22 protein-coding genes are annotated in these 26,284 nt (G+C 72.1%); 14 read left to right on the forward strand and 8 right to left on the reverse strand.

The genetic code is table 11. The features are described from left to right. Entirely contained in the window at positions 1–1,158 is a 1,158-nt protein-coding gene (locus OHT77_RS32880; protein ID WP_328832048.1) for an acetyl-CoA C-acetyltransferase, read from the forward strand. Positions 1,159–1,185: 27 nt separating this feature from the next. Here OHT77_RS32880 and OHT77_RS32885 read toward each other — a convergent pair whose 3' ends face one another. From OHT77_RS32885 to OHT77_RS32905, 5 genes are read right to left on the reverse strand one after another with little or no spacing between them, the layout of a single operon-like run. Continuing rightward, a complete protein-coding gene (locus tag OHT77_RS32885; RefSeq protein WP_328832050.1) occupies positions 1,186–1,827 on the reverse strand; it encodes an SIMPL domain-containing protein in 642 nt (213 codons plus the stop codon). Further along, a complete protein-coding gene (locus OHT77_RS32890; protein ID WP_328832051.1) occupies positions 1,824–2,888 on the reverse strand; it encodes an NAD(P)H-dependent flavin oxidoreductase in 1,065 nt (354 codons plus the stop codon). Before OHT77_RS32890 ends, OHT77_RS32885 begins: the two co-directional genes overlap by 4 nt. Next, a complete protein-coding gene (locus OHT77_RS32895) occupies positions 2,888–3,631 on the reverse strand; it encodes a CoA-transferase subunit beta (RefSeq protein WP_328832052.1) in 744 nt (247 codons plus the stop codon). Before OHT77_RS32895 ends, OHT77_RS32890 begins: the two co-directional genes overlap by 1 nt. Continuing rightward, complete coding sequence (locus tag OHT77_RS32900) at positions 3,631–4,479, reverse strand: CoA transferase subunit A (RefSeq protein WP_328832053.1); 849 nt, start codon at positions 4,477–4,479, stop codon at positions 3,631–3,633. Before OHT77_RS32900 ends, OHT77_RS32895 begins: the two co-directional genes overlap by 1 nt. Then, positions 4,480–5,256 (reverse strand): enoyl-CoA hydratase family protein, encoded by a 777-nt coding sequence (locus OHT77_RS32905; RefSeq protein WP_328832054.1) that lies wholly within the window; start codon positions 5,254–5,256, stop codon positions 4,480–4,482. 85 nt (positions 5,257–5,341) lie between these two features. On the opposite strand from OHT77_RS32905, the gene OHT77_RS32910 reads away from it, so the two are divergent. Together OHT77_RS32910 and OHT77_RS32915 are read left to right on the forward strand one after the other, a co-directional pair. Next, a complete protein-coding gene (locus OHT77_RS32910) occupies positions 5,342–6,100 on the forward strand; it encodes an SDR family oxidoreductase (protein ID WP_328832056.1) in 759 nt (252 codons plus the stop codon). A gap of 46 nt (positions 6,101–6,146) precedes the next feature. Continuing rightward, complete coding sequence (locus tag OHT77_RS32915; protein ID WP_328832057.1) at positions 6,147–7,052, forward strand: SDR family oxidoreductase; 906 nt, start codon at positions 6,147–6,149, stop codon at positions 7,050–7,052. A 77-nt stretch (positions 7,053–7,129) separates the two neighbouring features. Here the strand turns inward: OHT77_RS32915 and OHT77_RS32920 are convergent, their stop codons facing one another. Beyond that, positions 7,130–8,011: a hypothetical protein gene (locus tag OHT77_RS32920; RefSeq protein WP_328832058.1), complete on the reverse strand. Its 882-nt coding sequence runs from the start codon at positions 8,009–8,011 to the stop codon at positions 7,130–7,132. Between the two features lie 170 nt (positions 8,012–8,181). Between OHT77_RS32920 and OHT77_RS32925 the strand changes: the two genes are divergently transcribed. From OHT77_RS32925 to OHT77_RS32935, 3 genes are all read left to right on the forward strand, one after another. Continuing rightward, on the forward strand, positions 8,182–9,549 hold the full coding sequence (locus OHT77_RS32925) for a hypothetical protein (RefSeq protein ID WP_328832059.1): 1,368 nt from the start codon (positions 8,182–8,184) through the stop codon (positions 9,547–9,549). Between the two features lie 75 nt (positions 9,550–9,624). Beyond that, the gene (locus tag OHT77_RS32930) at positions 9,625–10,881 is read left to right on the forward strand and encodes an AAA family ATPase (RefSeq protein WP_328832060.1); all 1,257 of its coding nucleotides are present in this window, start codon (positions 9,625–9,627) and stop codon (positions 10,879–10,881) included. Then, entirely contained in the window at positions 10,878–12,185 is a 1,308-nt protein-coding gene (locus OHT77_RS32935; RefSeq protein ID WP_328832061.1) for a vWA domain-containing protein, read from the forward strand. Before OHT77_RS32930 ends, OHT77_RS32935 begins: the two co-directional genes overlap by 4 nt. Before the next feature lie 25 nt (positions 12,186–12,210). Here the strand turns inward: OHT77_RS32935 and OHT77_RS32940 are convergent, their stop codons facing one another. After that, positions 12,211–13,977 (reverse strand): glycoside hydrolase family 35 protein, encoded by a 1,767-nt coding sequence (locus OHT77_RS32940; RefSeq protein WP_328832062.1) that lies wholly within the window; start codon positions 13,975–13,977, stop codon positions 12,211–12,213. Positions 13,978–14,141: 164 nt separating this feature from the next. Between OHT77_RS32940 and OHT77_RS32945 the strand changes: the two genes are divergently transcribed. The 6 genes from OHT77_RS32945 (at position 14,142) to OHT77_RS32970 (ending at position 21,820) form a co-directional block, all read left to right on the forward strand. Continuing rightward, on the forward strand, positions 14,142–15,017 hold the full coding sequence (locus OHT77_RS32945) for a helix-turn-helix domain-containing protein (RefSeq protein WP_328834415.1): 876 nt from the start codon (positions 14,142–14,144) through the stop codon (positions 15,015–15,017). Positions 15,018–15,060: 43 nt separating this feature from the next. Next, a complete protein-coding gene (locus OHT77_RS32950; RefSeq protein WP_328832064.1) occupies positions 15,061–15,411 on the forward strand; it encodes a chorismate mutase in 351 nt (116 codons plus the stop codon). A 152-nt stretch (positions 15,412–15,563) separates the two neighbouring features. Continuing rightward, entirely contained in the window at positions 15,564–16,109 is a 546-nt protein-coding gene (locus OHT77_RS32955; protein WP_328832065.1) for a response regulator, read from the forward strand. 70 nt (positions 16,110–16,179) lie between these two features. Continuing rightward, complete coding sequence (pepN, locus tag OHT77_RS32960) at positions 16,180–18,804, forward strand: aminopeptidase N (protein WP_328834416.1); 2,625 nt, start codon at positions 16,180–16,182, stop codon at positions 18,802–18,804. A gap of 203 nt (positions 18,805–19,007) precedes the next feature. Next, positions 19,008–20,375 (forward strand): pyridoxal phosphate-dependent decarboxylase family protein, encoded by a 1,368-nt coding sequence (locus OHT77_RS32965; RefSeq protein WP_328832067.1) that lies wholly within the window; start codon positions 19,008–19,010, stop codon positions 20,373–20,375. Continuing rightward, positions 20,372–21,820: a lysine N(6)-hydroxylase/L-ornithine N(5)-oxygenase family protein gene (locus OHT77_RS32970; protein WP_328832068.1), complete on the forward strand. Its 1,449-nt coding sequence runs from the start codon at positions 20,372–20,374 to the stop codon at positions 21,818–21,820. Before OHT77_RS32965 ends, OHT77_RS32970 begins: the two co-directional genes overlap by 4 nt. 28 nt (positions 21,821–21,848) lie before the next feature. Here OHT77_RS32970 and OHT77_RS32975 read toward each other — a convergent pair whose 3' ends face one another. Next, positions 21,849–23,651 carry a bifunctional metallophosphatase/5'-nucleotidase gene (locus tag OHT77_RS32975; RefSeq protein WP_328832069.1) on the reverse strand — a complete coding sequence of 601 codons (1,803 nt, stop codon included), beginning with the start codon at positions 23,649–23,651 and terminating at the stop codon, positions 21,849–21,851. A gap of 127 nt (positions 23,652–23,778) precedes the next feature. On the opposite strand from OHT77_RS32975, the gene OHT77_RS32980 reads away from it, so the two are divergent. Continuing rightward, positions 23,779–24,498, forward strand: a complete 720-nt coding sequence (locus tag OHT77_RS32980; RefSeq protein WP_328832070.1) for an SIMPL domain-containing protein — start codon at positions 23,779–23,781, stop codon at positions 24,496–24,498. A gap of 145 nt (positions 24,499–24,643) precedes the next feature. Further along, positions 24,644–26,080 carry a pyruvate kinase gene (pyk, locus tag OHT77_RS32985; protein ID WP_328832071.1) on the forward strand — a complete coding sequence of 479 codons (1,437 nt, stop codon included), beginning with the start codon at positions 24,644–24,646 and terminating at the stop codon, positions 26,078–26,080. Positions 26,081–26,284 lie beyond the last annotated feature (204 nt).

The following is a 26,284-nucleotide window of genomic DNA, read 5'->3' on the forward strand; positions in this document are numbered from 1 at the left end:
ATGGCCGAGGCCTACATCGTCGAAGCGGTCCGTACGCCCGTCGGGCGGCGCGGGGGAGGGCTGGGCGCGGTGCATCCGGCCGACCTCGGGGCGCATGTCCTCAAGGAGCTGGTCGCCCGCTCGGGGATCGATCCCGCCGCCGTCGAGGACGTCATCCTCGGGTGCCTGGACGCGGTGGGGCCGCAGGCCGGGGACATCGCGCGGACCGCCTGGCTGGCGGCCGGGCTGCCCGAGGAGGTGCCGGGCGTGACGGTGGACCGGCAGTGCGGCTCCTCCCAGCAGGCCGTGCACTTCGCGGCACAGGGCGTCCTGTCCGGCACACAGGACCTGGTGGTCGCGGGCGGCGTCCAGAACATGTCCCTCATCCCCATCGCCTTCGCCTCCCGCCAGGCCGCCGTACCGCTCGGCCTCACCGACGGCCCCTTCACCGGCAGCGAGGGCTGGCGCGCGCGGTACGGGACACAGCCCGTCAACCAGTTCGCCGGCGCCGAGATGATCGCCGCGAAGTGGGGGATCAGCCGCCAGGACCAGGAGGAGTTCGCGCTCCGCTCGCACCGCCGCGCCCTGCGCGCCATCGACGAGGGCCGCTTCGAACGCGAGACGGTGCCCTACGGCCCGGTCGCCGTCGACGAGGGCCCGCGCCGGGACACGTCACTGGAGAAGATGGCGGGCCTGAAACCGGTCGTCGACGGCGGCACCATCACCGCCGCCTGCTCCTCCCAGGTCTCCGACGGCGCGGCGGCGATGCTGCTCGCCTCCGAACGGGCCGTCCGCGAACACGGGTTGACGCCCCGCGCCCGCGTCCACCACCTCTCCGTGCGCGGCGAGGACCCCATCCGCATGCTCTCCGCGCCGATCCCGGCCACCGCCCACGCGCTGAAGAAGACCGGCCTGACCATCGACGCCATCGACCTCGTCGAGATCAACGAGGCCTTCGCGCCCGTCGTCCTCGCCTGGCTGAAGGAGACCGGCGCCGACCCGGACAGGGTCAACGTCAACGGCGGCGCGATCGCCCTCGGTCACCCCCTCGGCGCGACCGGCGTCAGACTCATGACCACCCTCCTCCACGAACTGGAGCGCACCGACGGCCGGTTCGGCCTGCAGACCATGTGCGAGGGCGGTGGCCAGGCCAACGTGACGATCATCGAACGGCTCTGAGCGGGGGCGGGGCGACCCGGGAGCGCGTCAGCCGTCCAGCGAGTAACCCAGCACCACCGCCGCGGACACCTCCACCAGGCCCGGCGCGAGATCGCCCTGGGAACTCCCGCTCGCACTCCCGTGACCGCGGGACCGGTAGAACTCGGACGACTCCGGGTCCACGTCCTGGATGTGCACCACCGAACCCAGCGGCACGCCCGTCGCGTCCGTGTACACCTCGGCCTTGCGGCGGGCCGCCGCCACCGCCTTGCGGCGCGCCTCGTCCCGCAGTGCGGGCTTGTCGCGCACGTCGAACTCGACACTGTCGATCTGGTGCGCCCCGGCGTCGACCGCGTCCACGATCAACTGCCGCAGATCGTCGAGCGATTCGGTCTCGATCACGTAGGAGGCCTGGCAGTGGTACCCGAGGAACTTCCGGTCCTCTCCGTACCCGCTGTACTCCGAGTTGAGCCGGAGCCGGGAGCCCGAGACAGACCCGTCGGGTATGCCGTGCTGGCGCAGCACCTCGCGCAGCCGGACCACCGCGGCGTCCGCCTCCTGGAACGCCCGGTCCGCCGAGGGCTCCAGGGTGGTGATCGTCAGTTTCACCCGGACCAGCTGCGGCTCGACCCGCACACTGCCCGCCCCGTACACACTGAGCCCCCAGGGCTCTCTGATCAGCTGTGTCATGCGCGCATTGAAGCACCACCCGACGCCAACTCGCCCACAATTGACGTTGCTTGATCCATCATCCGGGCCACCAGCTCCGCGCACGACGGCAGATCCTCGATCACCCCCGCGACCTGGCCGGACGCCATCACCCCGAGATCCGTGCGCCCGTCCACCATGGATGCCTTCAGCAGCATCGGCGTGTTCGCGGCCAGCAGCACCTGGCTCCAGGTCAGCTCCTTGCCGTGCTTCATCGCGAGGCCGTCGCGGATCATCCGCCGCCAGCTCAGCCCGGACAGACGGCGGAAGCCCGCTGCCCGGTGCACCGACCGGAGCAGGGTTCTCGTGCGGCCGGAGTTCTCCAGGGTGTCGACCAGTTCCGTGCGGAGCATGCGGTGGGGGAGGCCGTCGACCGCCCGGGTGACCGTGACGTCCTTGACCGTCGCCGCCAGGTACGCCGCCTTCACCGCGTCGGGGACCGTCGAGTCCGAGGTGAGGAGGAAGCGGGTGCCCATGGCGACGCCCGCCGCGCCGTAGGCCAGCGCCGCGACCAGGCCCCGGCCGTCGAAGAAGCCGCCCGCCGCCACGACGGGGATGTCCACCGCGTCCACGACCTGCGGCAGCAGCACCGTCGTCGCCACCTCCCCGGTGTGCCCGCCACCCTCCCCGCCCTGCACGATCACCGCGTCCGCACCCCACGCCGCGACCTTCTCCGCGTGCCGCCGCGCCCCGATCGACGGGATCACGACGACACCCGCCTCCTTCAGCTCGGCGATCAGCTCGGCCGAGGGGGCGAGGGCGAAGGACGCGACCCGCACGCCCTCCTCGATCATGATCCGGACCCGGTCACCGGCGTCGGTCGCGTCCGCGCGCAGGTTCACCCCGAACGGCTCCCGCGTACGGGACCTGACCTCGCGGATCGCGTCCCGGAGCCGGTCGGTCGTCATGGTCGCGGAGGCGAGGATGCCCAACGCGCCCGCGTTCGCCGTCGCCGACACCAGACGCGGTCCCGCCACCCACCCCATGCCGGTCTGCACGATCGGATGCCGGACCCCGACCAGCCGGGTCAGCGCGGTCTCCATCACGAACTCACCTCCCTGGAACGGCTGTCGGCGGGGTCGATCACCTCACGGATCAGCCGCAGCTCCTCCGGGCTCGGTTCCCGCGTCGACGGGACCTCGTCCGACACGGCCAGCTCGAACCCCGTCGCCTCCCGCACCTGCTCCACCGTGACGCCCGGATGCAGCGAGGCCAGCCGCATCGAGCGGTCGGGGGTCGCGAAGTCGAACACACCGAGGTCCGACACCACCCGCGGGATGCGATGGAAACGAGCCGTCCCCGGGTGCTCGGCGACCCGGTCGTGGCCCACCCCGCACACCATGTCGACCCTCTCCACGAACACCCGGGGGGAGTGCCTCGGCACCCAGTAACTCGTCGGATTGTTCAGGGTGTTGATCGGCGCCCCGCGCACCCCGAGCAACTGCCGCTTCGGCCGCGTCCAGTCGCCGATGCACGAGATGTTCTGGTTGCCGAACCGGTCGATCTGGCTCGCGCCCATCATCACGTGCCGCCGCCCGCTCGCCACCAGCGTCAGATGCTGCCGGTACGGCAACCAGCCCTCCGGCGTCCCGTCCGGACGGACGATGGTCGCCTCGCCGTCCGTCAGCAACAGATCCGGCGAGAAGGTCAGCCGGGCCAGCCGCGCGCCCACCGACGGGATGAACCCCATCGGGCTGGCCAGGATCTCCCCGGCGTCACGCCACGCCTCCGCGCAGGCGATCACGCAGTACTCGGAACGCCGTACGCCCGTCCCCGGTTCGCCCATCACCCCTGCTCCTCCTGCCAGTTGCGCACCGCCGACGCGTAGACCTGTTCGTCACCGGCCAGGAAGCGCTCGGCGAACTCCGCCCACGGGGTGCTCGCGTACAGCCGCTGGAAGTCCTCGTCCCTGCCGTAGTCGGGAGCGCACGACGTGAAGTGGGCGCCGCCGGGGGCCTCGACGACCCCCGTCACGTTCAGCCGCTTCACGAGCAGGGACTGCGGCGGTGCCTCCTTCGTCAACTCGGCCGTGTCCACGATCCGTTCGCAGGAGAGATAGGCGGAGTCCGCCGCCTCGCAGAACAGGTCGTCGAAGTACGGGTCCGGGCCCAGGTACTGTCCGTTGCCCAGCCGGTCGGCGCGGCCCAGGTGCACCAGGGCCGCGTCCATCCGCAGGGCCGGCATCGCGACGAACGTCTCCCCGTCCTCGTACGGCGAAGGCACCGTCCGCAGACCGGGGTTGACCCGCATCACGTCCGAGCCGATCCCCGCCCGCACCGGCAGGAACGGCAGCCGGTTCGCGGCGGCGCGCAGCCCCCACATGAACATCGCCTCGTCGATCTCCGTCAGCTCGAAGGCCCCGCGCTCGCGGGCCGCGCGGTAGTGCGGTTCGAGCGGGATCGAGTCCAGGGTGACGAACGCGGCCACCAGTCTGCGGATGCGGCCGGCCGCCGCGAGCATGCCGACGTCCGGGCCGCCGTAGGAGACGACCGTGAGGTCGGTGATGTCGGAGCGGAGCAACGCCCGCACCAAGGCCATGGGTTTGCGGCGGGAGCCCCAGCCGCCGATGCCGAGGGTCATGCCGCTGTGCAGCCGGGAGACGACCTCGTCGGCCGTCATCGTCTTGTCGCTCACCTACGCCCCCTTCCCCGCCGATGTGCCGAAGGTGTCGCGGACCCGGTCGGCCACCCCGCTGACGTCGGCCTCGAAGGTGAAGCCCTGTTCGAAGCGGTAGCTGCGGCGGACGTCGACGGGGTCGATGCCGTTGATCGCGGACTTGGCGAGGCGGATCAGCTGGCCGTCCTTGGCCGCTATCTCGCCCGCCAACTCCAGTGCGGAGGGCAGGAGTTCGGCGCGCGGGACGACCCGCCACACCGAGCCGTGCGCGTGCAGCTCGGCGGCCGTCGCCGTGCGCGAGGTGTAGTACAGGGCGCGCATCAGGTGCTGGGGGACCAGCCGGGCCAGGTGGGTGGCGGCGCCCAGCGCGCCCCGGTCCAGCTCGGGCAGGCCGAAGGTGGCGTCCTCGCTCGCCACGATCGCGTCCGCGTTCCCCGCCAGTCCGATGCCCCCGCCCAGGCAGAAGCCCTGCACGGCCGCCACCACGGGCACCTCGCACTCGTACACCGCCGCGAACGCCTCGAAACAGCCGCGGTTCACCCCGACCAGGGCCGAACGCCCCTGCGCCTGTATCTCCTTGATGTCCACCCCCGCGTTGAACCCGCGCCCCTCCGCCGCCAGCACCACACAGCGCACCTCGGGATCGCGGCCCGCCGCCCGGACGGCGTCGGCCAGGGCGAACCAGCCCTCCACCGGCAGCGCGTTCACCGGCGGGTAGTCGACCGTGACGACGGCGATGCCGCTTTTTCCGGGGCCCTTTTTCGACGACTTCGGGGACGAGGTGGAGACACCCATGGACGCATCAGCTACCTTTCCACCAAACATTTGTTAGGTGCGAGGCTTCGAAGCTAGCAGCCGGACAATCCGAGCGGGAGGCCCTGTGGACAACTCGCCCGTCCACCCTTTGAAGGGCCGGACCGTCCTCGTCACCGGCGGCACCCGGGGCGTCGGAGCCGGCATCGCACGGGCCTTCGCCGAGGCCGGAGCCGAGGTGCTGACCTGCGCCCGCAGACCACCCGAAGTCCCGGTCCAGGGAGCGGAGTTCAGGCCGCTCGACCTCCGCGACCCGGACGCCGTACGGGAGTTCTTCGCCGCGCTGCCCCGGCTCGACGTGCTCGTCAACAACGCGGGCGGCGCACCGTACCGCCCCCTCGTCGACGCGGAGGCCGAACGGCACGCGCGGATCATCGAGTTGAACCTCCTCGCCCCGCTCACCGCCTCCCTCGCCGCGTACGAACACCTCAAGCGGGCCAGGGGTTCGGTCGTGATGATCGGCAGCGTCAGCGGCGGCCGGCCCTCGCCCGGTTCGGCGGCGTACGGGGCGGCCAAGGCCGGGCTGGAGAACCTGGCGCGCTCGATGGCGGTGGAGTGGGCGCCGGACATCCGCGTCAACACGCTGGTCGTCGGCATGGTCCGCACCGAGCTGGCCCACCTCCACTACGGCGGTGAGGACGCCATCGCCGCCGTCTCCCGCACGGTCCCGCTCGGCCGCCTCGCCGACCCCTCCGACGTCGGCGCGGCGGCGGTCTTCCTGGCCTCCGGCGCGGCCGCCTACATCAGCGGGGCGAGCCTCCTCGTCCACGGGGGCGGGGAGCGGCCGGCGTTTCTGGACGCGGCAACCGCCAACAAAGACACGTGAGTTGAGGAACCGCCCACAAGGACGAGCGAGTTGAAAGGTGATCGGGATGAGCGGAATCTGCGACGGGCGGGTCGTCGTCGTCACCGGCGCGGGACGCGGACTCGGCCGCGCGCACGCCCTCGCCTTCGCGGCCGAGGGCGCCCGGGTCGTCGTCAACGACCTCGGCGTCGGCCTCGACGGCACCCCCGACCCCGACAGCCCGGCCGCACAGGTCGTCGCCGAGATCCGCGCGGCGGGCGGCGAGGCGGTCGCCCACGGCGGCGACATCGCCACGACCGCCGGTGCCGCCTCCCTGATCGCGACCGCGCTGGACACCTACGGTCGGCTCGACACCCTGGTGAACAACGCGGGTTACCTGCGCGACCGGATGCTCGTCAACCTTGACGAGGACGACTGGGACGCGGTGACGCGGGTCCATCTGAAGGGGCACTTCCTGCCCCTGAAACACGCTGCCGCGTACTGGCGGGCGGAGACGAAAGCGGGCCGCACGCCGGTCGCCCGCATCATCAACACCAGTAGCGGGGCAGGCCTGTTGGGCTCGGTCGGCCAGGGCAACTACAGCGCCGCCAAGGCCGGAATCATCGCCCTGACCCTGGTCGCCGCGGCCGAACTCGCCCGCTACGGCGTCCAGGTCAACGCGATCGCCCCCGCGGCCCGCACCCGCATGACGGAACACACCTTCGCGGAGACGATGGCCGCGCCGGGCTCCGGGTTCGATGTGATGGCGGCGGAGAACGTCTCGCCGTTGGTGGTGTGGCTGGGGTCGGGGGAGGGGGCCGGGGTCACCGGGCGGGTGTTCGAGGTCGAGGGCGGGCGGATCGCTGTCATGGAGGGGTGGCGGGCGGGGCCGGGTGTGGACAAGGGGGCGCGGTGGGGTGTGGGGGAAGTGGGGGAGACGGTGCTGAAGCTGGTGGCGGAGGCGGGGGTGCCGGGGGCGGTGTACGGGGCGTAGGAGGAGAGGTTTTACGTCCGCTTCCCAGCTGACCGAGACGGGCGGTGGGTGGGTACAGGCCCAGGGGCCGGTGCACCCTACGTGTCGCACTCCAGCACCGTCCGGCACAGGGAGCACCTCGCCCTGACCCGCCCCCGCACCGGCACCCTGATCCGCTGATGACACGTAGGGCACGGGAAGGACACCCGCAGGCTGCCCGCCGCGTCCCCGCTGAAGGCGTACGGCACGCCCTGCTGCGCTCCCGGCCCGTGTCGCCGGTCATGGGCGTACCGGCGTCGCCCGGCCCACCCCGCCGCCGTCAGCGGAGGCTGCTGTTCGTCGCGTCGGGCCTGCGCCATGCCCTTGACGTACGCCGTGTAGGCCTGCGGGCTGGTGAACCACACGGAGGGGTCCTCGCCGAAGACCAGGGCCCGCTTGGCGAGGACGTACCCGAACTCCTCCGGGGTGAGGTACCCGAGTTTCTGCGAGGACGCCGAGTCCTCCCGGTAGGCGTCCAGCAGCAGCCACCCCGCGCCGAGATACGTCGCCGCCGTGTCCGTGAGGATCTCGTTCTCGCGGGTGCCGGGGAAGGACAGGTCGAGCCGGTGCAGATAGACGTGCATGACCTCGTGTGCGAGAGCCGCGCCGATGTCCCGCCGGTGTGTGCGGAACCGGTCGTTCAACTCGATGAAGTACTCGGGCCCCGCGGTGAGTTCGACGTTCGCCGCATGGGTCATCTCGCGGAAGCTGATGATCGGCCGGGCGTCGGGGAGCCGGTAGTGCCGGACCATCTCGCGGGCCACCCGCTGCGCGCCCAGGTGCAGGTCGTCCGTGTCGGCGAACGCCACGTCGACCGGGGCCACGCTGGTCGCGAACGTCTGGACGGTGTCGTAGGACAGCCGTTTGTAGAGCGCGGTGATGGCGTCCCGCACCGTGGCGAGGTGCGGGTAGCCGTGCTCGACCGGTCCGTCGTCCGCCACGTCCACAACCCCCAGAGACGCCCTGAACCCGCATCCACTCTATGCCGGTGCCCGCCGAACCACGCCCCCGTATTTCCCTGGCAGATCGCGGACGGGGCGGTTATGCTCCCCGCGATGACCACTCACTCTGTTCACAGAATGGGGGTCCCGTCCGCGCAAGGTGAGTGCTGATGCACCTTCACCCCGCGAACGAGGATTCCCCGCGTTCCTTCTGGCCGCGCGTGCGCGAGTTCGCCGTGCCGCCCTCCATGATCGAGACGGCCACGGCCCGCCGTGCTGCCGGTGACTGGGCGGGCGCCTGTGCCGCCGCCCGCGTCGACGTCGATCTCGACCTACGATCCGTGGCGCGCGCCCACGGCCGGGAACTCGCCGCCCGGGTCCGCGCCGACCTCCGCGTCCTCGCCCCCGACCTGCTCCGCTGGCACCTCCCGAGAATCGCCCCGGACGGCCTGCTGCGCCCGGGCCTGACCATCGCACTGGCCCGCTACGGCGACGACGCCACCGGCCCGCCGCACCTCGTGGTCCGGACACCGCCGGCCTGGGCGGACGGCGGCCAGCGCATCAGCCTCGCCCTGTGGGACGGCACCCGCCGCGACGCCGACGCCCGCCGGCATCCCCATCCCCGGCCCAGCCGCTCGTTCCGCCTCGACCTGCACCGGCATCTGTGGGACGCGGGGAGGAGCGGTGAGCTGCGGGACCGGTCCGGGGCCGAACGGCCGGAAATTCCGGACCAGTTGGAGGTGCCGGAGGGTCTCCCCTGCGCCGTCGACCGGTGGGCGGCCGAGGCGGCGATCCTGCTCCGCGCGGAGGGGCGCCCGACCGGCCCCGTCGTCGTACGGCTCGGTTCCCGGCACCGGCTCGCGCTGACGCCGGATCCGGCCGGGGACACCCCGCGGATCGGGCCCGCGCCGACGGACGGCAGCGCCGCCGCGCTGCCCGTCCTGCCCGACGCGGCGACCTGGGTCCTGCCGGACCTGGAGCTGCTCCGCACCGGCGAGCTCGACGCCGGCCGGCTGCATCCGCTGGTCGCCGCCGCGCTCGTACCGGACGGTCCGCCGCCGGAGGACTCCGCGCCGGCGCCGGACGGGGCGGTCCGGCCGCACCTGGTCGAATGCCGGGGCGCCCTGCACCGGATCGGTCTGGTGGACGGCGTCCTGGCGCCCCTGGACCACGATCCGGTCGAGGTCGGGCGCGAGGAACTGCTGGCCGCGCTGACCGGTACGCCGTTGCCCTGTCTGCAGGCCATCGACGCCGCCCATCGCCGCCCCGACTGCCTCACCGGCGTCAGCGAACGGCTCGTCCACGGCGACACCGCCGGTGCGCTGGCCGTCGTGGAAGGGCTGCTCGGGCCCGAGGCCGTGCTGCGCGGTGGCGCGTTGCGGGACGAACTGCGGGCGGCGGCCGAACGGCGGCTCGCCTACGGGCTGTTCAGGGCGGGCCTGGCCGATCCCGGCCCGCGAACCGGCCACTTCGCCCCGGGGCGTCCGCATCCACGGCTCCGCCCCACCTCGCGCCCGCGCCACACCACCGCCCGCTGACCGCACCGGGCGCCGCAGCCGACCGCTGAACTCGCCCTCACCCATGTCCCGCCTCGACCCCAAAGGTGATCCGCCATGCCCACACGCACGCTGTACGCCGCCCTCAACCCCACCCTCTCCCCCTCTCAACTCGACGTCGCCGGGGACCTGTTGACCCTCCTGCGCGACACCACCACCGAACCGCGCCCAGACATCCAGCTGGAGGCGCTGACCCTGTCCGTGGCCGCCGACCTGCCCGTGCTGCTGTGGGGCGAGCCCGGGATCGGGAAGACCGCCGCGCTGACGCAGCTCGCCGACGCGCTGGAGCTGCCGCTGACGACGGTGATCGCCAGCGTGCACGAACCGTCCGACTTCTCCGGGCTGCCCGTCATCGGCGACGACCCCGCCGAGCAGGGCGTCCCGATGGCCCCGCCGGACTGGGCCGTACGCCTCGTGCGGGCGGGGAAGGGGCTGTTGTTCCTGGACGAGCTGTCCACCGCGCCGCCCGCCGTGCAGGCCGCGTTGCTGCGGCTGGTGCTGGAACGGCGGATCGGCGCGCTGCGGCTGCCGCCCGGGGTACGGATCGTGGCCGCCGCCAACCCGCGGTCCTCGGCGGCCGACGGCTGGGAGCTGAGCCCGCCGCTGGCCAACCGGTTCGTGCACCTCCAGTGGACCCACGACCACGAGGTCGTCGTCCGCGGACTCGCCGGCACCTGGCCGCGCGCGACCCTGCCGCGGCTCGACCCGGAGAAACTGCCCGAGGCCGTGGACTTCGCGCGCCGCGCGGTCTGCGGGCTGCTCACCGGCCGGCCCAAGCTCGTCCACCAGCTGCCCGGCAACGAGACGCGGCGCGGTGGTGCCTGGCCGTCGCCCCGCAGCTGGGAGATGGCGATCAGCCTGATCGCGTTCGCCACGGCGGCCGGGTCCTCACGGGAGGTGCTGTCGCTGCTGGTCAGGGGCACGGTGGGGGACGGGCCCGGGCTCGAACTGCTCGCCTGCGTCGACCGCATGGACCTGCCCGACCCGGAGATCTTCCTCGCCGACCCGACGGCCGGCGAGCTGCCCGACCGCGGGGACCTGCGCCAGGCCGTGCTCGACGGCGTGGTGGCCGCCGTCCGCAACCGCCCCGACCGGGCCCGCTGGGACGCGGCCTGGGCGCTCCTGGTCCGAGCCCTGGAGACCGGCGCCCCGGACCTGGTCGTCGTCCCGGCAACCACCCTCGCGTCGCTCCGCCGCGAGGACTGGAACGTCCCCGCGTCCATCGAGCGGCTGGCCGGGGTGATCTCCCTGTCCCAGCGGGCGGACCTGGCGGAGGCGCGCGCGGCGGCGGTCACCGGGAAGGGAGGCCGATGAGGACGCCGGGGGAGGTGAACACCCCGAACACCCCGAACCCGCGAGTCACCGCGCCCTCACCCCGCACCCTCGACCGCGACAAGCTCTTCGCCGCCCGCCTGTACGCCGCCCGGGTCCGCCCCTACCTCGCCACCGCCCTCTTCGCGCTGCACACGGTCGAGTCGCGGCACGTGCCGACGATGGCTGTCGACCGGCACTGGCGTTGCTATGTGTCGCCGGGCTTCGTGGACCGGATGACCGTCGAGGACCTGGCCGGGGTGTGGGTCCACGAGGTGTCGCATCTGCTGCGGGACCATCACGGGCGCAGCGACCGTGTCGCCCGTGAGCGGGGGCTGACCGGCCCGGGGGAGCGGCTGCGGATGAACATCGCCGCCGACTTCGAGATCAACGACGACGCGTACGGCGACGGCCTGGTCACCCCGGCGGGCGCGATCCGGCCGGAGGCACTGGGCCTGCCCGCGGGGAACCTGATGGAGGACTACCTGCGCTGGTTCCAACTCGGCCCACGCACACAGCAGTTGGCCTGGCTGGACTGCGGCAGCGGCGCCGACGGACTCGACCGGGACTGGGACCTGGGCCCGGACGGCGCCGACGGCCTCACCGAACAGCAGCGCGACGCCGTCCGCTTCCGCGTCGCGCAGGGCATCACCGGCCGCCCCGGCAGCGCGCCCAGCGGATGGCGGCGGTGGGCGGAGGAGGCGTTCCATCCGCCGCAGCCCTGGCGGCAGTTGCTCGGCGCGGCGGTCCGTTCGGCGGTCTCCGCGCCGGGTGCGGGCGAGGACTACGTCTACGGCAGGCCCTCGCGCCGTTCGGTGTCACTGCCCGGCGTCGTGCTGCCGAGCCTGCGCCGCAGACCGCCCCGGGTGTGCGTGGTCATCGACACCTCCGGATCGGTCAGCGACGCCGAACTGGGCAGCGCGCTCCTCGAAGTCGCCGCGATCGCACGGGCGGTGGGCGGCCGCCGCGACCTCGTCACCGTGGTGCCCTGCGACGCGGCGGCGGGAATCGCGCACACGCTGTGCCGCGCCGAGGACATCCCGCTGCTGGGCGGCGGCGGCACGGACCTGCGCGCGGGCTTCGCCAAGGCGCTGCGCACCCAGCCCCGGCCGGACGCGGTCGTCGTCCTCACCGACGGCCAGACCGACTGGCCGGAGTCCCGGCCGCCCTGCCGGACGGTGGTGGGCCTCTTCCCGCGCCGCCACGGGACCGGGGAGTACGCCGAGAACGACCCCGACTACGTCCCGGACACCCCGCCCGACTGGGCACGCGTGGTCGAGATCGGGTCCGGGCCCATCACCCGATGAACCGTCAAAGGCTCCTTCGGACAGCTCAGCAGCCCCGCAACGCGAGCGTGAACTCCGAGTGCACCGGCGCCTCCTGGAGCTCCAGCACCCACACCTCGTTCACGCCCTCCCGCAGCACCGCGCCCGGGACGTACAGCTGCCGCTGCGGCCCCGCCGACCAGTACCGCCCCAGATTGAACCCGTTGACCCACACGAACCCCCGCGTCCAGCCCGGCAGTTCGAGCACGGCGTCCCCGGTGCCGTGCACCTCGACGGTGCCCTGGTACAGCCCGGGGGAGTCGTCCGGGGGCAACTCCCGCAGGGCGACCGCCCCGACGTCGTCCAGCGCGTCCAGCGTGTCCAGCCGCAGTCCACGCGCGCGTACGTCGTGCAGGAACTGCCGTTCGTGCAACAGCCCCCCGGTGATGCCCTTCGGTTCCCCGAGCCGCGGCCCGTAATTGACCCTCCCCAGGGACTCCACCCACAACCGCACCCGCGCGTGCCCGGCGACGGGCTCCTTGAGCTGCTCGTCGCCCTCCGTGAGGACCCCGGCCCGCTCCCCGTCGACGTACACCACCGCGAGGTCCCGCAGCCCCCGCGCGGTGAGCGGGTACGGGGCGCGTGGTCCCGGAACGGTCACTTCGTAGCGGACGATCCCCCGGTCCACGTCCAGTTCCTCGAAGGTCGGCGGCACGGGACCCGTCGTCTCCGGTCCGCCGAGCGTCTCCAGGACGTCGTCCAGGGGTGCCCATCCGGACAGGCGCACCTCGGCCGTGTGGCCCAACACGGCCGGTGCGGGAGGCAGTTCGGGGAGCGGGCCGTCCGTGTACTCGGCGAGGACCTCGCGGAAGCGCCAGAACTTGTCCGTGGGGCGCCCGTACTCGTCGATCGGCGCGTCGTAGTCGTACGACGTCACGTCGGGCTCCAACGGGCCCTCGTGCAGGGCGCCGCCGCCCCGGTTGGCGCCCGCCCAGCCGGCGAAGCTGGTGCCGCCGTGCGCCATGTAGAGGTTGACCGAGGCACCGCACTCCAGGATCTCGCGCAGCGCGTCCGCCGAGTCCCCGGCGTCTCGGACGACGTGTTCGCCGCCCCAGTGGTCGAACCAGCCGCACCAGAACTCCATGCACATCAGCGGCCCTTCGGGCTGGTGCCCGCGCAGCGTCTCGAAGGCCACGCGCGCGTGGGACCCGAAATTGACCGTCGCGAGGACACCGGGGACCGAGCCGCCGCTCAGCATGAAGTCCTCGGGACCGTCCGAGGTGAACAGCGGGACCGTGACCCCCTGGTCCCGCAACAGCTCCTCCACACGCCGCAGATACACCGCGTCGGAGCCGTAGCTGCCGTACTCGTTCTCGATCTGCACCATGATCACCGGGCCGCCGCGGTCGAGCTGACGGGAGGCGACCTCGGGCAGCAACTGCCGGAACCAGCGCTCCAGATGGCCCAGGAAGCGTGCGTCACGGGTACGCGCGCGTGCACCGAGTTCGCCGGTCAGCCAGTGCGGCAGCCCGCCGTTCTCCCACTCCGCGCAGATGTACGGCCCCGGGCGCACGATCGCCCACAGGCCCGCCTCCCGCGCCGCGTCCAGGAACCGGCCGAGCGCCTGGACGTCCCGGAAGTCGCCCGGCGCCGGCTCGTGCAGGTTCCACGGGACGTACGTCTCCACGCAGTTGAGGCCCATCGCCCGCAGCATCGCCAGCCGGTGCCCCCAGCTCGCCTCGTGCACCCTGAAGTAGTGCAGTGCCCCGGACAGCAGCCGCACCGGCCGCCCGTCCAGCAGAAAGTCCCTGTCACCCACCGTGAACTCGCCCATGCCCCGACTCTCGCCCCTTGGCGGCGATCACGTCCATGGACAAAGATCACCACTACTTGGACCGAGCGGCGGGTGAGAAGGCGCGGGCAGTGGGCGAGAGGGCGCGGGCGGTGAGCGAGGGAGCACGGGCAGTGGGAGAGGGGGCACAGGCGTACCACACCTGGATGCGGTTCTTCACGCCCACACCCGCCCACCACCGCCTCGGCCTCGCCTGCCTCGGCGTCGGCCTCCAGTACGGCGCCCTGCCCACCGTCGGCCCCCGCACCCTCGACCACCACGTCGCCGTCGTGATCAGCGCGGGCGGCGGCTGGTACCTGGCCCCCGACGGCCGCCGTACGACCGTGACCGCGCCCGCGCTGCTGTGGCTCACCCCCGGAGTGCCGCACCACTACGCGCCCGACCCCGGCGGCGGCTGGGACGAGGGGTTCGTCGACTTCACCGGGCCCGCGACGGCGACGTACACCGAACTCGGCTACATCGAGCCGGAGCGGCCCGTGGTGCCCCTCTCGGACGCGGCAGGACCCCGCGCGGTGATCGGGCGCATGGCGCGTGCCGCACGGCGCGGCAACCCCCTCCTGGAGGTGGAGACCGGGGCCGCCGTCCACGAACTCCTGGTCGCCCTGCGCCGCGCCCGCGCCGACCTCGCGCCCGACGGCGACCCCGTCCTCCAGGCCCTCGCCCGCGACGCCTGTCTCCCGCTGACCGTCGCCGACCACGCGGCCCGGCACGGCATGACCCCGGCCGCCCTGCGCGCCGCCGTCCGCCAGGGCGCCGGATGCAGCCCCAAGGACTACGTCCTCGGCATCCGCCTGGGCCGCGCCAAGGAGCTGCTGGCCGCCACCGAACTGCCCGTCGCCGCCGTCGCCCGCCGCGTCGGCTACGACGATCCCGCCTATTTCAGCCGCCTGTTCACCCGCCGCGTCGGCATGCCCCCGGTCCTCTTCCGCGCCCAGCAGGGCCGCACCGTCCCCGGCGGCTGGAGCGACCAGGTGCCCGATCCGGCCGATCCGCCGATCATCGAGTGGCCGCGCACCACATAGTCCCGATGATCGAGTGGCCGTACGCCACGTAGGGTTGTCGCCCATGACCACCAGCACCAACGGAACCGGTGACGTCGACCCCGCCGTGCGCGCGGAGCTCGGCCGGCTGCGCGACAGCATCGACAACATCGACGCGGCCGTCGTCCACATGCTCGCCGAGCGCTTCAAGGCCACCCAGCAGGTCGGCATCCTCAAGGCCACCCACCGGCTGCCGCCCGCCGACCCGGCCCGCGAGGCCCGCCAGATCGAGCGCCTGCGCACCCTGGCGGAAAACGCCAAGCTGGACCCGGCGTTCGCTGAGAAGTTCCTCAATTTCATCATCGGCGAGGTCATCCGCCACCACGAGCGCATCGCGGAGGACGCCGTGAACGGCGGTTCACCGACGGCGAACTGACCTCACGGGTCCTGTAATGGGCGTGACAGCGGGGCGAGTTCGGGGCCATGCTGCGCTGTGCACTCCTTGTGCACTCCATGTCAACTGACGGGCACGCCCTGTCAGTGCCTGCGTCATAAGCTGGTTGTCCCACGCGGGAGGGACGTCGGGCCATGCCGTCGGATGCCAAGATCCTCATCGTCGACGACCATGAGGACACGCTGTACGCCCTGGAGAGCGCGCTGGCCCCGCTGGGCTACCGGCTCGCCCGCGCGACCAGCGGCGACGAGGCGCTCAAGCAGGTGCTCCGCGGCCAGGTCGGTCTCCTCCTGCTCGACGTGCGCATGCCCGGCGTCAGCGGCCTGGACGTCGTCCGCTACCTGCGGCGCCTGGAGCAGACCCAGCACATCCCCGTCCTCCTGCTCACCGGCTTCGGCACCGACCCCGAACTGACCGCCGCCGCCTTCACCCTCGGCGTCGCCGACCTCGTCATGAAGCCCGTGGACCCCTGGACCCTGCGCACCAAGGTCCGCTACCTCTACGACGCCCACCAGCGCCACCGGGCCCTCGAACAGGAGGTCCGCGAACTCCGCGCCCTCCTCAAGGACCCGCCCGACCCCGGGCCGGCCCTGCCGCACCCGGACGCGCGCGTGCCCTGCCAGCGCGACGCCCAGAACACCGCGGACGCCACTCCCGCCCCGGCCCCGGACCGGACATAAGCCGCTTACCGGGCCGCGCCGGTGCCCTGTCCCCAGCCACCCCTGTGCCATGTCGGTGCCATCAGGCAGCATGTCCTGCATGTCCGTACTGACGCGCGACGAAGCGCAGACCCGTGCCAGGCTCCTCGACGTCCACCGCTACACGATCGAACTCGATCTGACGACGGGCGAAGACACCTTCGACTCCCGCACCGTCATCGCGTTCACGGCTCGTGCCGACGCGGACACCTTCGTCGAGCTCAAGCCCGCCGAGCTGCGCTCCGTCACCCTCGACGGCCGCCCCCTCGACCCCGGGCACCTCGTCGAGAACCGGCTCCCGCTGCCCGGCCTCACGGCCGGCGAGCACGAACTGCGCGTCGACGCGAGCATGCGCTACTCCCGCACCGGTGAGGGCATGCACCGCTTCACCGACCCCACCGACGGCGAGACCTACCTCTACACCCAGCTCTTCATGGAGGACGTCCAGCGCGTCTTCGCCGCCTTCGACCAGCCCGACCTCAAGTCCGTCTTCGACCTGACCGTCACGGCCCCCGAAGGCTGGACCGTCCTCGCCAACGGCATCACCGAACACCTCGGCGAAGGCCGCTGGCAGGCCGCCCCCACCCCCCTCATCTCCACCTACCTCGTCGCGGTCGCCGCCGGCCCCTGGCACTCCGTCCGCACCGAACACCGCGGCCTGCCCTTCGGCATCCACTGCCGCCGCTCCCTGGCCCCGCACCTCGACGCGGACGCCGAGGAGATCCTCGACATCACCCGCCAGTGCTACGACCGCTACCACGAGAAGTTCGAGGAGCCGTACCCCTTCGACTCCTACGACCAGGCCTTCGTCCCCGAGTTCAACGCGGGCGCCATGGAGAACCCGGGCCTGGTCACCTTCCGCGACGAGTTCATCTACCGCTCCGCCGTCACCGACACCGAGCGGCAGACCCGCGGCATGGTCATCGCCCACGAGATGGCCCACATGTGGTTCGGCGACCTCGTCACCCTCCAGTGGTGGGACGACATCTGGCTGAACGAGTCCTTCGCCGAGTACATGGGCTACCAGACCCTCACCGAGGCCACCCGCTTCACCGACACCTGGACCGACTTCGGCGTCGTCCGCAAGGCCTGGGGCTACGACGCCGACCAGCGCCCCTCCACCCACCCCGTGGCCCCGGAGAACGTCGACGACACCGCCTCCGCCCTCCTCAACTTCGACGGCATCTCGTACGCCAAGGGCGCCTCCGCGCTACGGCAGTTGGTGGCCTGGCTCGGCGAGAAGGACTTCCTCGCCGGCATCAACACCCACTTCGCCCGCCACAAGTTCGGCAACGCCACCCTCGCCGACTTCATCGACTCCCTCGCCTCCGGCACCGAACGCGACGTCCACGCGTGGGCGGACGCGTGGCTGCGGACGACGGGGGTGGACAAGCTCACGCCCGAGGTCGACGCCGGTGACGGCCACTGGAGCTACTCGATCCAGCACGAGGGCAGCCACGGAGTCTGGCTCAAGCGCGACCCCTCCCAGGACCGCGACGGACTCACCCACCTCAACACCCTCGTACCGTCTGGCGGTATCCGCCCGCACCGCATCACCATCGGTGTCTACGACCACGACCTGCACGACGCGAGCCGCCTGGTCCTGCGCGGCCGCATCGAGAAGGACCTCGCCGCCACCCACAGCGGCAACCTCACCAGCACCCCGGGCCCGCGCCCCGCCCTCGTCCTCCTCAACGACGGCGACTTCACCTACGCCAAGATCCGCTTCGACGCCGAGTCCCTCGAAACGGTCCGCACCAGCCTCTCCGGTCTCCCCGACCCCCTCACCCGCGCCGTCGTCTGGAACGCCCTGCGTGACGCCGTCCGCGACGGTGAACTTCCCGCCTCCGCCTACCTGGACGCCGCCCGCGCCCACCTCCCGCACGAGACGGACCTCGCCCTCGTCCAGGGCGTCCTGGCCTTCGCCTCCGCGCAGGTCACCGACCGGTACCTCACACCCGAGGCCCGCCCGGTCGCCCTATCCACCCTCACCGCGCTGTGCCGCGACCTCATCCGCCGCACCGAGGACGGCTCCAACCCCGGCCTGCGCCTCATCGCCGTACGCCACTTCATCGACGTCGCGGCACACCCGGACACCATCGCCGCCTGGCTCACCGAGGGCACCGTCCCCGGCGGCCCCGAGCTGGACCCGGAGCTCCGCTGGCGCGTCCTGGCCCGGCTGGCCGTCCTCGGCGCCACCGACGAGCCCGCGATCGCCGCCGAGCTGGAGCGCGACCCGTCCGCCACCGGCCAGGAAGGCGCCGCCCGCTGCCGTGCCGCCCTGCCCGACCCCGAGGCCAAGCGCACGGCCTGGGAGGCGATGTTCACCGGCGACGACCTCTCCAACTACCTCTTCACCGCCACCGCCCAGGGCTTCTGGCAGCCCGAACAGGCCGATCTGGTCCGGGAGTACGTGCCCCGCTTCTACCCGGACGCGGTGGCCCTCGCCACCCGCCGGGGCCCCGCCATCGCCGACGCGGCAGGCCGGTGGGCCTTCCCCGCCCACGCCGTCGACCCCGAAACCCTCCGCCTCGGCGAGGAATGCCTCCGCGACGCCGACCTCATCCCGTCCCTCCGCCGCAAGCTGGCCGACCAACTCGACGACCTGGAGCGGGCGTTGCGGGTACGGGGGGCACAATCCGACAAGGGGGCACGGACCAGCCCGTCCGGCGTGTGAGGACGAGGCCCCTTCAGGGCCGACGGGCGTTGCTGGGGGCGCACTCCCCAGCAACGCCCGCCGCACCGACACCGGGCACCGAAAACACCCTTCACCCGCACTGAACAACACCCTTTCGGGTTCTGATCGTTGTTCTCCCCGGGCGCGTCGACTCATCCGGGTCCAAGCTGGAACCCCGCATGCCACGCGCCCCGGAGGACAGCATGAGCAGCGCACCCCTAGCCTCAGGTCCCGAAGGACCCGACGCCCTGCGGCCGTTGCTCGACACCGTCCTCGACGCCCTCGACACCGGCCGCCGGGCCCGCGGCGGCCCCTTCCCCGCGGGCGGCCCCGACGCGGTCGCCGCCCGCATGCGGGACGCCGTAGGAGACGTGCTCCCCGACGAGGGCGACCCGGACGCCCTGCGCACCCTGGTGCACGCGCTCGCGGAGGGCGCCGCCGACCCGGCCGATCCGCTGTGCGCAGCACACCTGCACTGCCCGCCGCTCGCCGTCAGCGCCGCCGCCGACCTCGCCGTCAGCGCGCTCAACCCCTCGCTCGACTCCTGGGACCAGGCCCCCGCCGCCAGCGCGCTCGAAGCCCTCGTCACCCGCACCCTCGCCCACGCGATCGGTCTCGCCGACGCCCTCGTCACCACCGGCGGCACCGAGGCCAACCAGCTCGCCCTGCTGCTCGCCCGTGAAGCCCAGGGCGGCAGCGTGCAGTTGGTCTGCGGAAGCAACGCCCACCACTCGCTGCCCCGCGCCGCCTGGCTGCTCGGCCTGCCCGACCCGGTCGTCGTCCCGGCCCCCACCGGCACCCTCGACCCGGCCGCCCTCGACGAGGCCCTCACCGCCCTGCCCGGCGCGCGCGGTTCCGTCCTGGTCGCCGCCACCGCGGGCACCACCGACGCCGGACTCATCGACCCGCTGCCCGAGATCGCCGGCCTGTGCGCGGCCCACGGCGCCCGCCTCCACATCGACGCGGCCTACGGCGGAGGCCTCGTCTTCAGCGACCGGCACCGCGACCGCCTCGCCGGACTCGACCGCGCCCACACCGTCACCCTCGACCTGCACAAACTCGGCTGGCAGCCCGTCGCCGCAGGACTCCTCGCCGTCCGCCGCCCCCGCGACCTCGCCGCCCTCACCCAGCGCGCCGACTACCTCAACGCCGACGACGACACCGAAGCGGGCCTGCCCGACCTCCTCGGCCGCTCGCTGCGCACCACCCGCAGACCCGACGTCCTCAAGATCGCCGTCACCCTGAAAACCCTCGGCCGCACCGGACTCGGCGCCCTCGTCGACCAAGTCTGCGCCCGCGCACGGGAGTTCGCCGCCCTGATCCGTGACCACCCCGGCTTCGAGCTGTACGCCCCGCCCGTCATCAGCACCGTCCTGTTCCGGCCCGCCGGGGCATCGGACGACGCCGTGGCCGCCGTACGACGTCACCTCCTCACCGAGGGACGGGCCGTCCTCGGCCGGGCCGCGTTCGACGGGCGGCTCTGGCTCAAGGCCACCCTGCTCAACCCCCACATCCGGCCCGACGACCTGGCCGCCCTCCTGAAACTGGTGGAAGGAAACACCCCCCGATGAGCCACCCCCCGACGGGTCACCCCCAGACCCCCAACCCCCCACGCCACGAACCCGATCCACCCCGCGACCTGGTCGGCATCGGCATCGGGCCGTTCAACCTCTCGCTGGCCGCGCTCGCCCATCCGCTCACCGAACTCGACACCGTCTTCTACGAACAGCGCCCGGGCTTCGACTGGCACGCGGGCCTGCTCATCGACGGCGCCACCGTCCAAGTCCCGTTCCTGGCCGACCTGGTGACCCTCGCCGACCCCGCGAGCCCCTGGTCCTTCCTCAACTACCTCAAGGACCGCGACCGGCTCTTCCCCTTCTACTTCGCCGAGCGCTTCCACATCCAGCGCGCCGAGTACGACGCCTACTGCCGCTGGGTCGCCGACAGCCTCCCCGGCCTCCACTTCGGCCACCAGGTCGACGCCGTCCGCTGGAACCCCGAACGCGAGCTGTTCGAGGTCGACTTCACCCAGCTCGACAGTGACGGGGAAGCGGAAGCCCTCGGGCGGACGTACACGAAGAACATCGTCCTCGGCGTCGGCACCGCCCCCTACGTGCCCGACCCGCTCAAGCCCCTGGTCGAGGCTCACGGCGTGCCCGTCATCCACGCCGCCGACTACCTCGCCCACCGCGACACACTGCTCGCCGCCGAGCACATCACCGTCGTCGGCTCGGGCCAGACCGGCGCCGAGGTCTTCCTCGACCTGCTCCGCGCGCGCCCCGCGGGCCGCGAGAAGCTCCACTGGCTCGGCCGCAGCGAGGCGTTCGCGCCCATGGAGTACTCCAAGCTCGGCCTGGAGCACTTCACCCCCGACTACACCCGCTACTTCCACGCCCTCGCCGAACCGGTCCGCGACCGTCTCGTCGGCTCGCAGTGGCAGCTCCACAAGGGCATCGACGCCGACACCATCGCCGCGATCCACGACGAGCTCTACCGCCGTACGATGCACGGCGGTTGGCCCGATGCCGTCCTCACCCCGGGCGTCCGCGTCCGCACCGCGGGCCGGATCGCGACCACCAAGGTCGAGCTCCACCTGGAACACCTCCAGCAGAACACCCGCTCCCGGCTCACCACCGACGCCGTCGTCCTCGCCACCGGCTACCGCGAGCGTCCGCTGGGCCGCATCCTCGCCGGACTCGACCCCTACCTGCGCCGCGACAGCGCCGAACGCCCGCGCATCGACGGGCAGTTCAGGCTCGTCCTGGACCCCTGCGTCACCGGCTCCGGCTGTCAGGTCTACGTCCAGAACGCCGAGGTCCACACCCACGGCGTCGGCGCCCCCGACCTCGGCCTCGCCGCCTGGCGCAGCGCGACCATCCTCAACTCCCTGACGGGGAAGGAGCCTTACTCCCTGCCGGGCCGGACGGCGTTCACGACCTTCGGGCTCGACCCTCAGCCGCAGATCCCCCCGGCCCGGCAGGCCCGGACCCTCACCCCGCTCGTCGAAGGCAGGTGAGAAGCCCGGCGGGCTCGAATCCCGTGTACTAGAAGACGGGCGTCCCGTTCCGCGTCAACTTCCAGTCCACGGAGGCGAAGTCGGCCGGGTCCAGCACACCCTTCGCGGTCACCCACTCCGCGATCCGCGTCCGGATCTCCGTCGACTCCGACCACACCTCGGTCGCGGCGGCCACATGCGGGAACGCACCGCCGCCGTTCGCCCGGTAGTTGTTCACCGCCAGCACGAACTGCTGCGCGTCGTCCAGCGCGGCGCCGCCGTACGTCAGGTTCTTGATCCGCGAACCCGCCGCCTGCGCGATGTCGATGTCGTACGAGAACCCCGACACGTAGTCGTAGTTGTAGTCCGGACGGCCGTTCGCGTTGGTCAGCTTCTCCGTGTCGACGGCCGCGTCGGCGGCGGTCTGGACGAAGTACTCCGCCGAGTACTCCAGGTACGCCCGCACCTGAGCACCCGTCAGCAGCTTGGCCACCAGCGTGTTGTCGTACACGTACAGCCCCGACAGATCCCGGATCGTCACCTCGCCCGCCGGGATCTCCGAGGTCCGCGAGAACGGCGACGCCTGCGCGATCACCGGCAGCGACGCGTACGCCGTGCCCACCAACGCGGCCTTCACCACGTCCTCCTGGACCTTGGTGATGAGGTCGATGATCGGGGCGTCCTTGTACCGCGCGTCGACCGTCGTCAGCGTCGCCTTCGCCGTACCGACCACCTGGTTGACGTACTCCACGACCAGCGCGTGCTCGTCCTTCAGCAGCCGCGTGATCTTCGGGTCGTCCGCGACCGTCCTCGCGTCCCGCAGCGAGGCCGCCACCGATTCGACGGTCCAACGCCCCTTCTCGAAGACGAGGTTGAAGTCGAACACGCTCAACCGCTCGGCGTAGCACAGCGGTTCGGACAGCACGACCGTCTTGCCCGTCGCCTTGTTCGTGACCTTCAACTCCGGGATCTCCACGTGCGCGTGGCCCACCAGGATCGCGTCGATCCCCGGCACCTGCTGCGCGACGAGCGCCGCCGAGTTCTCCACGTACGGCAGCTGGTCACCGTAGGACGACGTCCCCGACGACCCGGAGTGCGCCGACACGATGACGACGTCCGCGCCCATCGACCGCAGCTTCGGCACCCACTTCGCCGCCTGCTCCTCAAGGCCCGGGAACGTCAACTTCCCCTGCACATAAGCCTTGTCCCAGATCGCGATACCCGGGTTCGTCAGCCCGAGCACCGCCACCTTCACCGGCGGCGCCCCCGGCACCTGGAACTTCTTGATGAAGTACGGCGGGAACGCCGGCTTCTGCGTCTTCGCGTCCAGCGCGTTCGCCCCGAGCAGCGGGAAGTGGCACTGGTCCTCGAACTTCCGCAGCGTCTCGATGCCGTAGTTGAACTCGTGGTTGCCCAGCGCCGCCGCGTCGTACCCGATCGCGTTCATCGCCTGCGCCATCGGGTGCACCGGACCGTGCTTGGCGGTGATCGGGTCGACCTTCGCGAAGTAGTAGGTCAGCGGGGTGCCCTGGATCGTGTCGCCCGCGTCCAGCAGCAGCGTGTTCCGCCGCCCCTTCTCCTGGCGGATCTTGTTCACGAGGGTCGACACCCGCGCGAGACCCATGGCGTTGCCCGCCGCGTCCGCGTACTCCGCGTCCTTGAAGTAGTCCCAGTTGAAGACGTGCCCGTGCAGGTCCGTCGTGCCCATGACCGTCAGCGCGTACCGCTTGGCGGGCCGGCCGGGCCTCTTCTTCTCCGCGGCCTGCGCCGGAGCCGCCGCCGCACCGGCCAGCGCGACCCCCGCACCCGTCACGGCGGACTTCTTCAGGAACTTCCGGCGGTTCAAGGGCATCTCTGGATCTCCTCGGGGAACGGTCAACAACGCGCGTAGATTCTTACTCGCTTCTTACCGCACGCGACAGGTCCCCCAGGTTTCGATCTGATGACCACCAGGCGGCACACCTGACAGAGTGGGACGTATGACCACCCCCACCCCGGACGACCCCCAACCCCCCGTCCCCTACGGCACTCCCGACGCCCCGCGCATCGCCGTCCGCGGCGAGGCCCGCCTCGAGGTCGACCCCGAGATCGCCCGCATCGGCATCACCGTCGCCGCCCGCGGCACCGACCGCCGCACCGCCCTCGACGACCTCACCCGCCGCAACGCCACCGTCCTCGACCTGGTCAAAAGCTACGGCGAGGCAGTCGAACGCCTGGAGACCGGCGGCTTCTCCATCACCCCCGAACTCACCAAGCACGGCCGCGGCGAACGCGTCCACCGCTACCACGGCCGGGTCAACATCACCGCCGAACTCGTCGACTTCACCGCCCTCGGCGAACTCACCACCCGCCTCGCCGACCTCGACCTCACCCGCGTCGACGGCCCCTGGTGGGCCCTGCGCCCGGACTCGCCCGTCCACCGCCAGGCCCGCCAGCAGGCCGTCCGCGAAGCCGTCCAGCGCGCCCGCGAATACGCCGAGGCCCTCGGCACCACCCTCGCCGCCCTCGTCGAACTCGCCGACATCGGCGCCGAGAACGCCCAGCCCTACGGCGCCCCCCAGACCCGTATGCGCTCCATGTCCTTCGCCGGCGGCGGAGGCGAGGACACGGCCGCCGCACCCCTCGACCTCGAACCCCAGCGGCAGCACATCTACGCCCAGGTCAACGCACGCTTCACGATGGCACCCCCGCGCCTTTGACATGCATCCGCAATTCGGTGATTCGAACGCTCATTGGAGCACCCCGCCGCACATTCAAGCCTTGTCAATAACCCTTCACCCAAAGGTTGTTGAGTAGTCATGCACGGCCAATTCCCTACCGGTCGGTAAGGCCTAGGCTCGAAGCATGCGCCGAGCAAAAATCGTCTGTACATTGGGCCCCGCCACCGACTCGTACGACCAGATCAAAGCCCTGGTCGAGGCCGGAATGGACGTAGCCCGCTTCAACCTCAGCCACGGCAGCCACGCCGAGCACGAGGAGCGCTACCAGCGCGTGCGAAAGGCCGCCGAGGAGACCGGCCGCAGCGTCGGACTGCTCGCCGACCTTCAAGGCCCGAAGATCCGACTCGGCCGCTTCACCGAAGGACCCGTACTCCTTGAACGCGGGGACACCTTCACCATCACTGTCGAGGAAGGCGCCGAAGGCGACCGTCAGTCCTGCGGCACGACCTACGCAGGCCTCGCCGCGGACGTGACCCCGGGCGAGCGCGTCCTCGTCGACGACGGCAAGGTGTGCCTCGAAGTCACCTCCGTCGACGGCCCCCGCGTGCACACCGAGGTCGTCGAAGGCGGCATGGTCTCCGACCACAAGGGCCTGAACCTCCCCGGGGTCGCCGTGTCCGTCCCGGCCCTCTCCGACAAGGACGAGGCCGACCTCCGCTGGGCGCTGCGCACCGGCTTCGACGTGATCGCGCTGTCCTTCGTGCGCAGCGGCAAGGACATCGACGACGTCCACCGCATCATGGACGAGGAGGGCCACCGCCTCCCCGTCATCGCCAAGGTCGAGAAGCCCCAGGCGGTCGACGCCATCGACGACATCGTCGCGGCCTTCGACGGCATCATGGTCGCCCGCGGCGACCTCGGCGTCGAAATGCCCCTGGAGCAGGTCCCGATCGTCCAGAAGCGCGCCGTCAAACTGGCCAAGCGCAACGCCAAGCCGGTCATCGTCGCCACGCAGATGCTCGACTCGATGATCGAGAACTCCCGCCCCACGCGCGCGGAGGCGAGCGACGTGGCGAACGCCGTGATCGACGGCACGGACGCGGTGATGCTCTCGGGCGAGACCAGCGTCGGCAAGTACCCGATCGCCACCGTCACCACCATGGCGCGCATCATCGAGGCCGCCGAGGAGGACATCCTCGCCAAGGGCCTCCCGCCGCTGACGGACCGCAACAAGCCGCGCACCCAGGGCGGCGCCGTGGCCCGCGCTGCCGCCGAGATGGGCGACTTCCTCGGCGCGAAGTTCCTCGTCGCCTTCACCCAGTCCGGCGACACGGTCCGCCGCCTCTCCCGCTACCGGTCGCCCATCCCGGTCATGGCCTTCACCCCCGACCCGGCCACCCGCTCCCAGCTCAACCTCACCTGGGGCGTGGAGACCATCCTCGGCCCGCACGTCGACTCCACCGACGCGATGGTCGACCAGGTCGACGAACTCCTCCTCAAGTACGGCCGCTGCCAGAAGGGCGACATCGTCGTCATCACCGCGGGCTCCCCGCCCGGGGTCGCCGGTTCCACGAACCTCGTCCGCGTCCACCACGTCGGCGAGGACGACAGCCCGAAGTAGCGGCGGGCGGCGCCCGGTTGCGCCCACATCGCCGGACGCCGGAATCGCCCCCGGCGTGCGCATTATCCGTCGCGTACGCCGGCTTTTCGCGGGCCTGGGTGAGGAGTTGACTCGGTTTCCGCCGAGCGGGCTCGGCGAATACGGAATGGCCGAGGGGAGTCGCGGCGAAAGGGAGATCGCGGGCGCGGACGAATTCCCGCGCCT

The sequence above is a fragment of the Streptomyces sp. NBC_00252 genome, from assembly GCF_036187565.1.
Lineage (GTDB): Bacteria > Actinomycetota > Actinomycetes > Streptomycetales > Streptomycetaceae > Streptomyces.